At 41.0% G+C, this 14,782-nt stretch carries 13 protein-coding genes; 7 read left to right on the forward strand and 6 right to left on the reverse strand.

Annotated elements, in window-relative coordinates; genetic code table 11:
• Nucleotides 1–15 precede the first annotated feature (15 nt).
• The 5 genes from ACZ5QH_RS08300 to ACZ5QH_RS08320 all read right to left on the reverse strand — a co-directional run bounded on the left by ACZ5QH_RS08300 (nt 16) and on the right by ACZ5QH_RS08320 (nt 5,391).
• Nucleotides 16–858 (reverse strand): IclR family transcriptional regulator, encoded by an 843-nt coding sequence (locus ACZ5QH_RS08300; RefSeq protein ID WP_004721464.1) that lies wholly within the window; start codon nt 856–858, stop codon nt 16–18.
• Between the two features lie 121 nt (nt 859–979).
• Entirely contained in the window at nt 980–2,185 is a 1,206-nt protein-coding gene (locus tag ACZ5QH_RS08305) for a 3-oxoadipyl-CoA thiolase (protein WP_303577345.1), read from the reverse strand.
• 14 nt (nt 2,186–2,199) lie between these two features.
• Entirely contained in the window at nt 2,200–3,723 is a 1,524-nt protein-coding gene (locus tag ACZ5QH_RS08310; RefSeq protein WP_303577344.1) for a 3-hydroxyacyl-CoA dehydrogenase, read from the reverse strand.
• Between the two features lie 88 nt (nt 3,724–3,811).
• On the reverse strand, nt 3,812–4,573 hold the full coding sequence (locus ACZ5QH_RS08315; protein WP_303577343.1) for an SDR family oxidoreductase: 762 nt from the start codon (nt 4,571–4,573) through the stop codon (nt 3,812–3,814).
• Between the two features lie 29 nt (nt 4,574–4,602).
• Nucleotides 4,603–5,391, reverse strand: coding sequence for an enoyl-CoA hydratase (locus ACZ5QH_RS08320; protein WP_303577342.1), 789 nt, complete (start codon nt 5,389–5,391; stop codon nt 4,603–4,605).
• Nucleotides 5,392–5,703: 312 nt separating this feature from the next.
• On the opposite strand from ACZ5QH_RS08320, the gene ACZ5QH_RS08325 reads away from it, so the two are divergent.
• Genes ACZ5QH_RS08325 through ACZ5QH_RS08350 form a run of 6 tightly spaced genes read left to right on the forward strand, consistent with a single transcriptional unit; the run spans nt 5,704 to nt 12,165 of the window.
• Nucleotides 5,704–6,858 (forward strand): acyl-CoA dehydrogenase family protein, encoded by a 1,155-nt coding sequence (locus ACZ5QH_RS08325; protein WP_004721459.1) that lies wholly within the window; start codon nt 5,704–5,706, stop codon nt 6,856–6,858.
• Nucleotides 6,859–6,915: 57 nt separating this feature from the next.
• Nucleotides 6,916–8,211, forward strand: a complete 1,296-nt coding sequence (locus ACZ5QH_RS08330; protein ID WP_016539715.1) for an MFS transporter — start codon at nt 6,916–6,918, stop codon at nt 8,209–8,211.
• 47 nt (nt 8,212–8,258) lie between these two features.
• Nucleotides 8,259–8,927, forward strand: coding sequence for a 3-oxoacid CoA-transferase subunit A (locus tag ACZ5QH_RS08335; RefSeq protein WP_004721455.1), 669 nt, complete (start codon nt 8,259–8,261; stop codon nt 8,925–8,927).
• Nucleotides 8,927–9,580, forward strand: a complete 654-nt coding sequence (locus ACZ5QH_RS08340; RefSeq protein WP_004820535.1) for a 3-oxoacid CoA-transferase subunit B — start codon at nt 8,927–8,929, stop codon at nt 9,578–9,580. The genes ACZ5QH_RS08335 and ACZ5QH_RS08340 overlap by 1 nt, the downstream gene beginning before the upstream one ends.
• Before the next feature lie 41 nt (nt 9,581–9,621).
• The gene (gene dcaP / locus ACZ5QH_RS08345) at nt 9,622–10,938 is read left to right on the forward strand and encodes an outer membrane trimeric porin-like protein DcaP (protein WP_004721452.1); all 1,317 of its coding nucleotides are present in this window, start codon (nt 9,622–9,624) and stop codon (nt 10,936–10,938) included.
• A gap of 18 nt (nt 10,939–10,956) precedes the next feature.
• On the forward strand, nt 10,957–12,165 hold the full coding sequence (locus ACZ5QH_RS08350; protein WP_303577341.1) for an MFS transporter: 1,209 nt from the start codon (nt 10,957–10,959) through the stop codon (nt 12,163–12,165).
• A gap of 25 nt (nt 12,166–12,190) precedes the next feature.
• On the opposite strand, the gene ACZ5QH_RS08355 is transcribed toward ACZ5QH_RS08350, so the two are convergent.
• A complete protein-coding gene (locus tag ACZ5QH_RS08355; RefSeq protein ID WP_303577340.1) occupies nt 12,191–12,625 on the reverse strand; it encodes a PaaI family thioesterase in 435 nt (144 codons plus the stop codon).
• 329 nt (nt 12,626–12,954) lie between these two features.
• Between ACZ5QH_RS08355 and ACZ5QH_RS08360 the strand changes: the two genes are divergently transcribed.
• Nucleotides 12,955–14,757, forward strand: coding sequence for an acyl-CoA dehydrogenase C-terminal domain-containing protein (locus ACZ5QH_RS08360; RefSeq protein WP_303577339.1), 1,803 nt, complete (start codon nt 12,955–12,957; stop codon nt 14,755–14,757).
• Nucleotides 14,758–14,782: the final 25 nt, after the last annotated feature.

Raw genomic sequence — 14,782 nt, forward strand, 5'->3', positions numbered from 1 at the left:
TTTTAAACATCGTTGTTAAGGCGTTTCACTCAAAGCATCTTGAATGTTGTGCACCATATGGATTAAACGGGGTCCAATTTCACCTTCAAGTTTTTCAGGGTTTAAATGAAAACTTGGTGCACCGCAGTTAAACACATAAAGACCATGTTTGGAGCTGACTAAAGGTACAGCAACAGAGTTTACTTCTTTATGCCATTCACCTAAAGAAAGGCAATATCCGTAATCTTGATAATCTCGGAAAGCTCGTTCTAAAGAACGTTTAATTGCAGGCCAGTTTTCAGCATTTTTTTGTTTAAGCGCATCCAGTAAAAAGTTACGCTCACGTTCAGGTGTAGCCGCCAAGCAAGCTCGACCCATGGAACTGCTGTGAATGGGTAGGGTTGAGCCGATGGGACGGCGCATATTTAAAGCAGTTTCGATCTGAACCACATCGATATAGACCATGTTTAAACGGTCACGGGTTGCCATCGCAACCGGTGCTTGTACATATTGGCTCATTTCTTCCATATAGCGATGTGCAATATTACGGATAGAAATATTGGACAAGGCTGCATAGCCTAAAGATAAAACACCGATATCCAAGGTATATTTGGTGGAATTAGGTAGTTGTTTTAAATAGCCTAATGACACTAATGTATTGGTTATCCGCGCAATGGTTGGTTTTGGTAAACCCGTCATTTTTGCCAGTTCTTGGTTACCTAAGACTTGATTGTTGGCAGAAAAACAACGTAATAGCTCTAAACCACGTGCTAAAGAAGCGATAAATTGGGGGTTATTTTCCCGATGAATATGTGAAATAGGATCAAGACGTATCTCATCAAAATTTATAGGTTGTTCAGTTTCTGAATTCTGAGACATTCAATACTCAAATATAATAAAGCAACAGTTTGGCTATTATATTTCGCTCTGCAAAATAAATCCATTCATCACTGCGCTGTTGTGATGAATGGATACTCGGTTAGTGATTAAAAAGTCAATGTTATGACACGTTTTCAATCACCATGGCTAAGCCTTGTCCTACGCCAATACATAAGCTAACGACAGCATATTTCTTATTGCGGCGGATCAGCTCACGCGAAACTGTCAGTGCAAGACGTGCACCAGAAGCCCCAAGTGGATGGCCAATGGCAATTGCACCACCATTTGGGTTGACACGCGGATCATTAAAATCAACATCTAAACCTTTTAAGCAAGATAATACTTGTGAAGCAAAAGCTTCATTGATTTCAATGATATCCATATCATCTAAAGTTAGCCCTGCACGTGCAATGGCTTTTTTGATTGCTTCGATTGGACCAGCACCCATAATACGAGGTTCAATACCTGCTGCTGCTGCTGACAAGATTTTTGCCATTGGCTTTAAGCCATATTTTTGGCCCGCTGCTTCGGAACCGATGAGCAATGCAGCAGCACCATCGTTAATACCCGACGCATTTCCAGCAGTGACGACACCACCTTCAAATAATGGTTTTAATTTGGTTAAGGCTTCAACCGTTGAGCTTGGGCGAGGGTGCTCATCTTCAGAAACCAGTTTTGGTGGTAACTTTTTGCCTTGAAAGACTTCAATTGGGGTAATTTCATCAGTAAAAAAACCGTCTTGTTTGGCTGTTTGATACTTTGCTTGTGATTGGGCAGCAAATAAATCTGCCTGTTCACGGGTAATGCCAAACTCAACTGCGACATTGTCACCAGTTTCAGGCATTGAGTGACCACCGTATTGTGCAATCAGTTTTTTGTTTGGAAAGCGTGAGCCAATTGTGGTGTCGTAAATTGTGGCCTCACGACTATAGGCAGATTCAGCTTTACCCATCACAAATGGAGCACGTGACATGCTTTCTACACCACCTGCAATATACAAGTCGCCTTCGCCACAGGTAATGGCACGTGCAGAGTCAATCACAGCACCCAAACCACTTGCACATAAACGGTTTACAGTTTGGCCGGGAACAGTCACAGGTAAGCCCGCGATTAATAGGGCATTTCTGGCAACATTACGACTGTCTTCACCACCTTGGTTGGTATCGCCTAAAATAACATCTTCAATCGCTGCACCCGGAACCCCAGTTTTTTCAAGAAGCTTTTGCAAAACTGCCGCAGCTAAATCATCTGGACGTACTGAAGCAAGCTCACCTGCATGACGACCAATCGGGCTACGTAAACCATCATAAATATAGGCATTTAACATTGAGAAGTTCCTTTTCAAAATCCAGAATTAAAAGTAAGCGGTAAATTTAATGCGACACGACGTTGTAACCATGGGCTAGGGCGATAACGTGGGTCATAGGTCAGTGTTGAGATACGATTGAGAATGAGTAAGATTTTTTGGCTACCGATATGATCACCCCATTCAATAGGGCCAAATGGATAGCCTAAACCTAAACGGACTGCGGCATTGATATCATCGACACTGGCAATATTTTGTTGTGCAATATCACAACCTAAATTAATCACCATGGCTAAAACACGTTGTGCCACGAAGCCAATACTTTCAGCGATCATGCTGACCATAGCACCATCTAAATTAAACATAGAGTGGGCTGCTTGACGATACTCAGTGCTTGTCGCCAGTGACGGCATTAACGTTCTATGTTTGCTTATGCCATATAGCATATCTATGCCAACAGCTTGTTGTGGATTGGCTTTTAAACGTGTCGCTGCTTGGGTGGTATCTTCACCGTAGCAAGCGAGTAAACATAAACTCTCAGGTAATGGTTCTAAACCTGTATCTAAGACAATATTTTGCTGGATTAAATAATCTTCCAGTTGTTGTTTATCTTCAGCAAAATCAGCTGCAATCCAAACTTTTGGATAGTTGGTTAAACGCTCAACAAACTGTGCAGGTTTTTCACCTGTTTTTGTGCCTGTTTCATAGTGGTAAAAGCCTTGATTAACTTTACGCCCAAGTTGTTTGGCTTCAAGCATTTGTTTGGTCAATGGATTGGGCTTGTAACGGGCTTCTTCATAGTATTGATGATAAATCGACTCCATTACAGGATGTGATACATCCAGTCCTGTTAAATCCATGAGTTCGAATGGTCCCATTCTAAAACCAACACCATCTCTTAAAATGCGGTCAATTTCACTGATGTCACAGACGTTTTCATTTAAGATTTTTAACGCTTCGGTGCCATAGGCGCGCCCCGCATGATTAATAATAAATCCTGGGGTATCTTTGGCAACAACAGGTCGATGACCAAATGCACGTGATAGCTCATTTAATGCAGCTACAATGCGTGGATCCGTTTTTAATCCTTGGATCACTTCCACAACTTTCATCAGTGGTACCGGATTAAAAAAATGGAAACCGACTACACGTTGTGGTTTTTTACAGTTTGCTGCAATGGCTGTGATTGAAAGCGATGAAGTATTTGAGGCTAAAATAGTGGTGTCTGAAACGATCTCTTCGAGTTGTTGCATCAACGCTTGTTTGATATCTAAACGCTCAATAATCGCTTCCACAATCAAGTCGCAGGCTTTTAAATCTTCAAGTTGCGCTGCAACGATCAAATGTTTGTTGGCATTTTCCGCCTGTTCAGCGCTGATTTTATTTTTATCGACCAGCTTTTGAAATGTTGCTGCCAGCTTTTCTTTGGCCTGTAGCGCAGCACCTTCTTTGGTGTCATATAAATAAGTGGTATGACCTGATTGTGCGGCAATTTGAGCAATACCACTGCCCATAATGCCAACACCAATTACAGCCATGCTTTGAATACCATAAGTCATGTCGATCATCCTGATAACTGATCCAGATTAAACGAAAAATTAGAGACGGAAAAAATAGAAACGAAAGAAATCAGTACAGTCTGGTGGGTTAACTCAGACATTGTTTATCACCATCAATCGGTAAAATTTGTCCAGAAATAGAGCAACCGCTTTCCGAGGCTAAAAATATGCACAAATCGGCAATATGCTTTGGATTGACAAAATATTTGAGCGATTGATTTTTAAGTGCATTTTGCGTAACGGCATCCAAGGACGTTTGAGCGACATCTGCACGCGCTTGTAACACCCGTTGAACTCGTTCCCCATCCACTGCACCTGGAAGTATGGCATTGACTCGAATATTGTCTGCACCAAGTTCCATCGACAATGTTTTGGTAAAACCAATTAATCCCCATTTAGAGGTCGCGTAAGCCAAACGATATGGATAACCCAAACGTCCAGCGATCGATGACATATTGATAATGACACCTGCTTCCGACTGTTTTAAAAAGGGGATAGCGAGTTGGGTGATCGCAAAGGTACTATTTAAATTAAGGTTTAATACTGCACTCCAGTCAGCAAAACTCAGTTCTTCTGCTGCGATGGTTGGACCAGAAATCCCTGTATTATTGACCAGAACATCAATATGCCCCAGTTTGTTGATGACATCACTAAACATAGATTTGATTTCATCATGGTTAGATAAATCACATGCATAAATATGTAGTGCAGGATAGGTCTTTTGGAATTGCGCTAAGCTTTCTGCATTGATATCACAAACGAAAACTTCATCGTGATGCGCTAAGAATGCTTCTGCAATACATCGTCCAATTCCTGAACCGCCTGCACTAATCAATACTTTTCTAGCCATTTCTATTCCATTGTTGTTATCAATTAAACTTATTTGCCTTGATATGAAGGTTTACGTTTTTCGATAAACGCTTGAATTCCTTCATTTTTATCTTCGGTCGAAAACAACAATTGAAATGATTTACGCTCCAATGCTAAACCTGCATTTAATGGAACATCTTCGCTCATTAATGCAACTTCTTTGATTTGTTGCAGGGCAATGGGTGGCATTTTTGCCAGATTTTGCGCCATTTGAATAGCGGTTGAGATAGTCTGGTCATCTTCAGTAACTTGGGAAACCAGTCCAATGCTATATGCTTCTTCTGCTTTGACCATTACACCTGTCATGATCATACGCATCGCGTGGAATTTACCCACTGCACGAAAGAGACGTTGGGTTCCACCAGCACCAGGCATTAAACCGACTTTAATTTCAGGTTGACCAAAAGTTGCGCCTTTACCCGCAATAATAATGTCGCTATGCATGGCAAGTTCACAACCGCCACCCAGTGCATAACCATTTACAGCAGCAATCACGGGTTTAGGGCATTGCGCAATTGCATTCCAATAACGTTCTGTATGACGTAGCAAAATTTCTGTAGAGGTTGCGCTTGCCATTTCTTTTAAGTCTGCCCCTGCGGCAAAAACTTCTTCACCACCTGTAAGCACAATGGCATGGATCTGGTCATTAAAACTTAACTCAGTAAACACTTGAGCCAGTTGCTGACGTACCTGTGTATTTAAGGCATTTTTAGCCTCTGGACGATTAATCTTCACGATCGCTACTTTCTGAACAGAATAGTCAACTTCAATGAAACTGTTCCCTGTTATTTCACTCATTTTTTGATTCCTTGTTTCGCAGATCAAAACTATGTTTCTTTAATAATGCGTGTTTTGAAATTTATTTCAAGTAGTTTTTACTCCTCTTGACACTTTATCGTCAGCATATTTTTCTAAGTGATTGATATTTAATATTGGTAGATCGTAAAATTTCGCTTAATGAAATTAATTTTCAAAAAAGCTTGAAATTTGTGTTTTTAATCTCGTACTATGAAACACATTCGCAGTAAACAAGATTTAAAACAGGGTATCCATTACCCAGCTGGAATAGCTAATGGATGCAATGAAGCTACAAAAGAAGGGAGATCATAGATGATCCGTGATGAAGGAATGTTGCAACAGTTGCTCACAACAATTCGTGATTTTGTAAAAAATGAATTGATTCCACGTGAACATGAGGTTGCCGAGCAGGACAAAATTCCTGAGGATATCGTGCAACAAATGCGTGAGTTAGGTTTGTTTGGGTTAACCATTCCAGAAGAATATGGTGGATTGGGAATTACCATGGAAGAGGAGGTGAATGTTGCATTTGAACTTGGACAAACTTCTCCGGCATTCCGTTCACTGATTGGTACCAACAATGGTATTGGTTCAAGTGCGATTTTGATTGATGGCACAGAAGAGCAAAAACAAAAATATCTTCCTCGTTATGCCAGCGGTGAAATTATTGGTTCATTTTGCTTAACCGAACCTGAGGCTGGTTCAGATGCCGCCTCTTTAAAAACCAGTGCGGTCAAAGATGGTGATTTTTACGTTTTAAACGGCACTAAACGCTTTATTACCAATGCACCACATGCTGCTACTTTTACCGTGATGGCACGGACCAATCCTGATATTAAAGGTGCAAGTGGTATTTCTGCATTTTTAGTTGAAGCCAATACGCCTGGGATTAGTTTGGGGAAAATCGATCAAAAGATGGGACAAAAGGGTTCTCATACTTGTGATGTGATTTTTGAAAACTGCCGCGTTCCAGCATCAGCACTGATTGGTGGGATTGAAGGTATTGGTTTTAAAACAGCCATGAAGGTTTTAGATAAAGGTCGTTTACATATTGGTGCATATAGCGTCGGTGTGGCTGAACGGATGTTAAATGACGCACTTCACTATGCCATTGAGCGCAAACAATTTGGTCAGCCGATTGCTAATTTTCAATTGATCCAAGCCATGCTTGCAGACTCAAAAGCTGAGATTTACGCGGCAAAATGTATGGTGCTCGATGCTGCGCGTCGCCGTGATAATGGTGAAAACATTAGTACAGAAGCATCTTGTTCAAAAATGTTTGCCACTGAAATGTGTGGTCGGGTCGCAGATCGTTGCGTACAAATTCACGGTGGTGCTGGTTATATCAGTGAATATGCGATTGAACGTTTTTATCGTGATGTGCGTTTGTTCCGTTTATATGAAGGAACCACGCAAGTTCAACAATTGATTATCGCAAAAAACATGATTAGGGACGCTACAGCCTAATAACAATTAGATGCCATGAGGCAGGGGATGCCTCATATTCCTTCTGAGGATATGGACATGACAACGGAAACAGTTACACAAAATAATAGCGGTAATAATGGGGCTGGAGAGGTGATTCAGACACCCAAAAAGATTTGGATTACGGCCTTTATCTTTGCATTTTTTACTTTGCTTTGTGATGGCGCAGATTTAGGCTTTTTAGCGTTAAGTTTGACCAGTTTAAAGGCTGAGTTTCATCTGAGCGGTGTACAAGCAGGAACATTGGGCAGTTTGACACTGTTAGGTTCCGCCGTGGGGGGGTTAGTTGGTGGATGGGCTTGTGATCGCTTTGGCCGAGTGCGCGTGATTGTATTCTTTATTGCTTTTTCTTCTGTTCTGACCTGTGCATTGGGTTTTACCCATTCATATATGCAATTTGCGATTTTAAGAACAGTCGGTGCAATGGGCTTAGGCGCACTTTATATTGCCTGTAATATTTTAATGTCTGAAATGGTACCGACCAAACATCGTTCTACAGTGTTGGCAACACTGATGACGGGTTATACCTTGGGGTCTTTACTTGCGACTTTATTGGCAGGTCATATTATTCCTGAACATGGCTGGCGTTTCCTGTATTGGCTTGCAATTACCCCGATTATTTTATCAGTACTGATGCATTTTATCGTACCTGAGCCTGAGTCATGGAAAAAAGCACGCCAATTAAAAGTCATTGCAACGCCACAAAATGCACAGCCTGTTAAACGTCAGAATCCGTATTGGGAAATTTTGAAAGATAAGAAACATGGCACCATGTTTGTGCTGTGGATTTTGAGTACTGGTGCTTTGCAATTTGGTTATTACGGGGTGAGTAACTGGCTGCCGGCTTATTTGGAATCTGATCTAGGAATCAAGTTTAAAGAAATGGCGATGTATATGGTCGGCACTTTCTTAATCATGATGTTTGCCAAAATTATTGCTGGGATTATTGCGGATAAATTGGGTCGCCGCGCTGTATTTGCATTCGGCACAATTGGCACAGCTCTATTTATTCCCGTGATTGTTTACCTTAACACGCCTGCCAATATTTTATGGCTCATGCTGTTCTTTGGTTTTCTATACGGCATACCGTATGCAATCAATGCCACATATATGACTGAAAGTTTTCCAACCTCAATTCGAGGCTCGGCGGTTGGCGGTGCATATAACATCGGTAAAGTACTTTCAATTTTCTCTCCATTAACCATCGGTTATTTATCACAACATGGTTCGATTGGTTTAGGACTGTTGGTGATGGCTGGAGCGTACTTTATATGCGGTGTAATTCCACTGTTATTTATTAAAGACCGACTATTTAACCCGCAAAAGGCAGAGTGACAATTTGACCTGTCACGTCAATTTAAGGATGAAAAGGGACAAGCGAAATGATAAATAAAATCACCAGTGACATTGAACCGATTTTAAAGGCAATTCCTGATGGTGCAACAATCATGACCAGTGGTTTTGGTGTGACAGGTCAGCCTGCGGAACTGATTGAAGCCTTAATCGATTTAGGTAAAAAAGAGCTGACCATTGTCAATAACAATGCTGCCTCTGGTGATCGTGGTTTGACCAAGCTGATCATTGCAGGTTGTGTCAGAAAAATGATCAGTTCATTTCCAAAGTCAGCGGGTTCGACCGTATTTCAAGACTTATATCGTGCAGGAAAGATTGAGTTAGAACTGGTTCCACAGGGCAACTTAGCCTGTCGTATTCAAGCGGCAGGTGCAGGTCTAGGTGCAATATTTACACCGACAGGCTATGGCACAAAAGTCGCAGAAGGCAAAGAAACCAGAACCATTAATGGTCGAAACTATGTACTTGAGTATCCGCTTGAAGCTGACTTTGCGTTGATTTATGCCGATCAAGCCGATCGTTGGGGGAATTTGACCTATCGTAAGGCAGCACGGAACTTTGGCCCGATTATGGCAAAAGCGGCAAAAACAACCATTGTTCAAGTGAATCATACGGTAGATCTAGGAAGCCTTGATCCTGAGTGCATTATCACACCTGGGATTTTTGTACAGCATGTTGTCAAAGTAGGAGATATCTAATGTCAGTTCAAAAACGTTCTCGTGAAGATATCGCTCAGTTGATTGCTCAGGATATTCCCGAAGGAGCTTATGTCAATTTAGGTATTGGTTTACCCACCAACGTTGCGAAGTATTTACCTCAAGACAAAGAAATCTTTCTACACTCAGAAAATGGGGTTTTGGCCTTTGGCCCGCCACCCAAAGCAGGTGAAGAAGATGAGGACTTGGTCAATGCTGGAAAGGAGTTAGTGACTTTACTGGATGGTGGTTGCTTTATGCATCACGGAGATTCATTTGACATTATGCGTGGTGGGCATCTGGATATCTGCGTGATTGGTGCTTTTCAGGTCGCAGTGAATGGCGATTTAGCCAATTGGCATACTGGCAAAGCTGATGATGTCCCCGCTGTAGGTGGTGCAATGGATTTAGCGGTGGGAGCCAAGTCAATTTATGTCTATATGGAGCATGTCACCAAAAAGGGTGAAGCTAAAATTGTCGATGTACTGAGTTATCCCATTACAGGGGAGCAGTGTGTAGATCGTATTTATACCGATTTATGCATTATTGAATTAAAAGATCACAAAGCCTATGTCACTGAAATGGTTTCGGGACTAAGTTTTGATGAATTACAGGCAGTAACGGGCTGCCCGTTGATAGATGCACGAGACGCTTAGTTTATAAGCGTAGGAAAAAAAGCTTCTTTAAGGATTAAAAGATGAAAAAATTAATTTTAGCTACAGCTTGCGCTGTGGCTTCAGGGACTATTTTTGCAAATTCGCCAGTGACAGCAGAACAACGGATTAATTTGTTAGAGACAGAGCTGCAAAAACTCAAAGCAGAACTCGAAGCTCAAAAGCTGTCACAAAATAATTTGCAGGTCAAACAAGCAAAAATTGAAGAAAATGTAGAAAAAAATAAAGCACTTGAAACCGCGAAACCAATAGCACCTTCGTGGGTGACTTGGACCGACAATGTTAAAGTCTATGGAATTGCTCGACTTGATGCTGCAGTTGATTTTAAGTCCTCACCAGATTCGGGAGGAAGAACCACCAATAGCTTAAACCGGACTCCGTTTGAAAGTGACAAGCGTTCCGATCATGCCCGCTCAGATGCCATGATCAATGCCAGTCGAATCGGGGTGTATTTCAACAGTCCAGATAAGGCTGTAACAGGAAATATTGAAGCCGATTTCTTTGACAGTGCCAACATGGGTACAGGCGATGGTAAATTCCGTATTCGTCATGCTTTCTTTACTTATAAAGATTGGACTTTCGGTCAAACATGGTCTTTGATGTCCAATATGGAAACACGTACAGAGTCCGTCGATTATACTCAGTTTATGGGAACCTCTTATACCCGTACACCTCAAGTGCGCTATGACTGGAAGATAAATGGCAAGAGTGATTTAAAAGTCGCATTGGAATACACTGGATCTCGGGTTTCAGCATTCCCGACATTGACAGGTCGATATACGGTAAAAGAAGGTGCCTTAACGGCTTTGGCTCAAGGTTTTGTCAATGAAAAATCAGTAGATGTTGCGAAAGATACGGTTAAAAAAGTCAGTTGGGGCGCGGGTGCGGGTTTAAAATACCAACTAAGCCCAGCGCAATCTGTACAGGCGAATTATCAATATATCGTGGGTGATCAAAAATTCATGCCATATACCACACAAACTGGCCTGACAAATGCAACCAGTTTAAATGCGGCAGGTGATTTTTCTTTAAATGCGCAAAAAACAGATTTAGAGATGAATAAACTCAATAGCTTAAATATTGGGTATTCATATAAATTTAATCCGCAATGGCGTGCAAATTTATCTGCATCGATTTTTGATTTTGATGATGATTCAGCCTATGCAAAACTCAATCCTGACGCAAATAAGCGTTTAACGGATTATGCTGCCAATCTGTTTTATTCACCTGCTGAGCAAATTGATATTGGTATGGAATATCATCAAGGTAAGCGTGAAGTGTTTGATGGAAGAACAGCAGATGTTTCCCGCATTAACTTTGTGTCGATGTACAAATTCTAAAATAAGGTGAGCTGCGCAATGGAAAAAATAGTTCAACCTGACACAACGCATATCTTGTCAAAAAGCTTTATTTTCATCATGGCAATGGCATGTGGAATTTGTGCGGGTTCGAACTATTATAACCAGCCTTTGATTTATTCTATTGCCGAGGCATTACAGGTCAATGCAGAGCAAGTCGCTTTAACAATTGTGATCGGCCAACTCTCTTATGCAGTTGGTCTGTTTATCTTGGTGCCGCTCGGTGATTTTTTTGAAAAGCGTAGCTATATTTGTCTGTTGATGTGCTGCACAGGTTTTGCCCAGATCGGGCTTTCTTTAAGTCAAAGTTTGCCCGTATTGTATGGTTTTACCTTTTTAGCCACCTTCTTTTCGATTACGACACAAGTCTTGGTACCGTTTGCTGCTGGTTTGGCGAGTCCTCAAAAAAGCCCGCAAATTGTCGGAACACTGATGAGTGGCTTGTTTTTAGGCATTCTCTTGGCCAGATCAATCGCAGGCTTACTTTCGACCGTTTGGTCATGGCATGCGGTGTATTTACTCAGTGGTATGGTGATTTTAGCTTTTGCAGTAGTGATGTGGCTTAAATTACCCGTTGCTCGAAAATCTCATCAATTAACAGTGCTGCAAATTTATCGTTCATTGTTTACATTGGCCGTTGATCAGCCACATTTAATTCGCCGTGGTCTGGCAGGTGGGATCGGCTTCGGTATATTGGCGCTGATCTTTACCACCATGACTTTTATTCTTGCCAATGCGCCTTATCATTTCAATGATTTCCAAATTGGTTTATTTGGCATAGTTGGTTTAGCGGGTGTTTTTGCAACCCCTTGGGCGGGAAAACAAATTGCCAAAGGATTGGAAAATAAAGTTGCAGTGATTTGTATGTGGTTATTGGTACTTGCATGGATTCCACTGTTTTTTGCCCAACAGTCTTTGCTGGCTTATGCAGGAGGTGTGATTTTGGCTTATTTTGGTTTATCGGCCTTTCATGTACTTAACCAAAATCTGGTCTACCGAATTTCAGCACAAGCACGTTCTCGAATTAATTCTATTTATATGACACTGTATTTTGGTGGTGCTGCGCTGGGTTCTTTGGTTGCGGTCTACACGTGGAAACATTGGGGATGGAGTGTCTGTGTGGCTGTGGGTTTAGCCATGGCAATTCTAAGTTTTATAATTGATCGAATAGATTTTTATGCCATGAAGAAAACAGTGATAAAAGACTAAGCCGCAAAAGGGCTTAGTCTTTTTATTATTTTCGTATGATCATCAGTGTTGCCGTCGCAAACGCATAAATTTTGCCATTTTCATCCACAATTTTACCTTCTGTGGTGACGATATTACGTCCAGCATTAATCAGTTCAGCTTGCGCGTAGTAGGCGGTATCGATCTGCATTGGGCGAATCATTTTCACATTGAGATCAATCGTGCCATAACCCACACCATGTTCCAGCAAGGTATGTGCTGCACTTCCCGTTGCAGTATCTAAAGCAGTCGCACAAAAACCGCCATGGATTGTTCCTTGTATATTTCGATGAGCTTGACTTGGCGTAACCTTATACGTCGCTTTGCCTTTAGAAACTTCGATTAACTGCATAGGAATGGTTTGCGCCATGGGCGACGCTGAAATTTTACCATTTTTTAAAGCAGTTAAGAATTCAAGACCTGTGTATTGAGGGTTATCCATAAATCATCCTTGGAGTGTTAAGCGATCTAATTACCATACTATAAAATTTAATTTTACGAAATAATATTTTGCTATACAAAATTATTTTTTAATCAAATATTATGCTTGAATTTTTATTTATTTAAATATTGTTGTTTAAATACAACTTGTTGTGTCGGTTTGTTATATTTTTGGTGGTATTTTTGAATAAATTTATCTAATAAAAATGAAAATAAATTTTGCAATAAGAAATTTATTTGATATTTTTAAGCAATCGTAAAATAAAATTGTCATCTAAGGGAAATCATCTCTATCTGCATCATTGGCAGAAGAACTGAAAGGGAAATACTATGCCTTTATACAAAGCACCACTGCGTGATATGCAATTTGTATTGCATGAAATGCTGCAAACAGAAGAAAACTACCAAAAACTACCCAAATATCAGGAAACGGTCAGTCGTGAATTGATCAATCAATATTTAGATGCCGCAGCAGACTTTTGTGAACATGAGCTTGCACCCATCAATCAAAATGGTGATCAGGAAGGTTGTCATTTAAATCAGGGTGTTGTTACAACCCCAGCGGGATTTAAACAGGCTTATCATAAATATACTGAATTGGGTTTTACCTCACTGACGGCGGATCCTGAGTATGGCGGTCAAGGTCTACCTACTTTATTGCGTATTGCAATCTCAGAAATGCTGTGTAGTTCTAACTGGGCTTGGGCAATGTATCCAGGTTTATCGCATGGCGCAATGCGCACCATTGAACATCATGGTACAGCAGTACAGAAACAACAATTTTTAAGCAAACTGATTAGTGGCGTGTGGACAGGGACAATGTGTCTAACTGAATCACATGCAGGTTCAGATTTAGGTTTGATCCGCACCAAGGCCGAACCAAACTCAGATGGAAGTTATGCAATTACGGGCGAGAAAATCTTCATTTCTGCTGGGGAACATGACCTTTCAGAAAATATTATTCATATTGTTTTAGCCCGACTACCACAAGCACCAGCGGGGACCAAAGGGATTTCACTGTTTATCGTACCTAAATTTAACCTCGATGATGCAGGTGATTGTCAAGATCGAAATAATGTTATCTGTAGTGCGATTGAACACAAGATGGGGATTCATGGCAATGCAACCTGTGTTTTAAATTTTGATGGGGCCAAGGGCTATTTAATTGGCCCTGAAAATCGTGGGTTAAATTGTATGTTTACCTTTATGAACACAGCACGTATTGGAACAGCTGTACAAGGGTTGGCGGCTTCGGAGATTTCATTTCAAGGTGCATTGAGTTATGCCAAAGAACGTTTGGCGATGCGCGCTTTATCAGGCGCAAAATATCCAGATAAAAATGCTGATCCGATTATTGTGCATCCAGCTGTGCGTTCGATGTTAATGACGCAAAAAGCCTTTTCTGAAGGTGGTCGAGCGTTGGCATATTTTCTGGCTCAGCATGTTGATATTGTTGAAACATCCAATGATCCTGAACAACAGAAAATCTCAGATGAATTGTTGGCATTTTTAACCCCGATTGCCAAAGCTTTTTTAACTGAATCAGGCAATGAAGCGGCAAAACACGGCGTACAAATTTTTGGTGGGCATGGATTTATTGTTGAACATGGCATGGAGCAAATTGTTCGTGATGCCCGTATCTCAACCTTGTATGAGGGAACCACAGAGATTCAGTCTTTAGATTTGCTGGCACGTAAGGTGCTCAAGTCGGATGGCAAACTATTAAAAAATATGACTGATTTAATTGAGCAGTTTATTGCAGCCAACCAATCAAATACCGTATTGGCAGCTTATCTGGAAAAACTAGCGGAACTCAAGCAACAGTGGTTATCAATTACAGACAGTGTTGCCAAAAAAGCACAGCAAAACCCAGAAGAAATTGGCGCTGTTTCAGTTGATTATCTGTATTTCTCTAGCTATGTCGTGTTTGCTTATCTTTGGGCACGTATGGCGCAAGTAGCAGATGAAAAGTTAAGCCAAGCAACGCAGGACGAAAAATTTTATCAGGCTAAATTAACCACAGCGAAATTTTTCTTTCAAAAATTATTACACCGTACCCAAAGTCATGCGGCTGCTATTGCATCAGGTGCTGAAGCGGTAATGGAATTAGAACAAGATGACTTTGCTTTTTAAGCAGGGTCAGGCTGTTTTTTATTTA

Source organism: Acinetobacter sp. Ac8 (genome assembly GCF_055392545.1).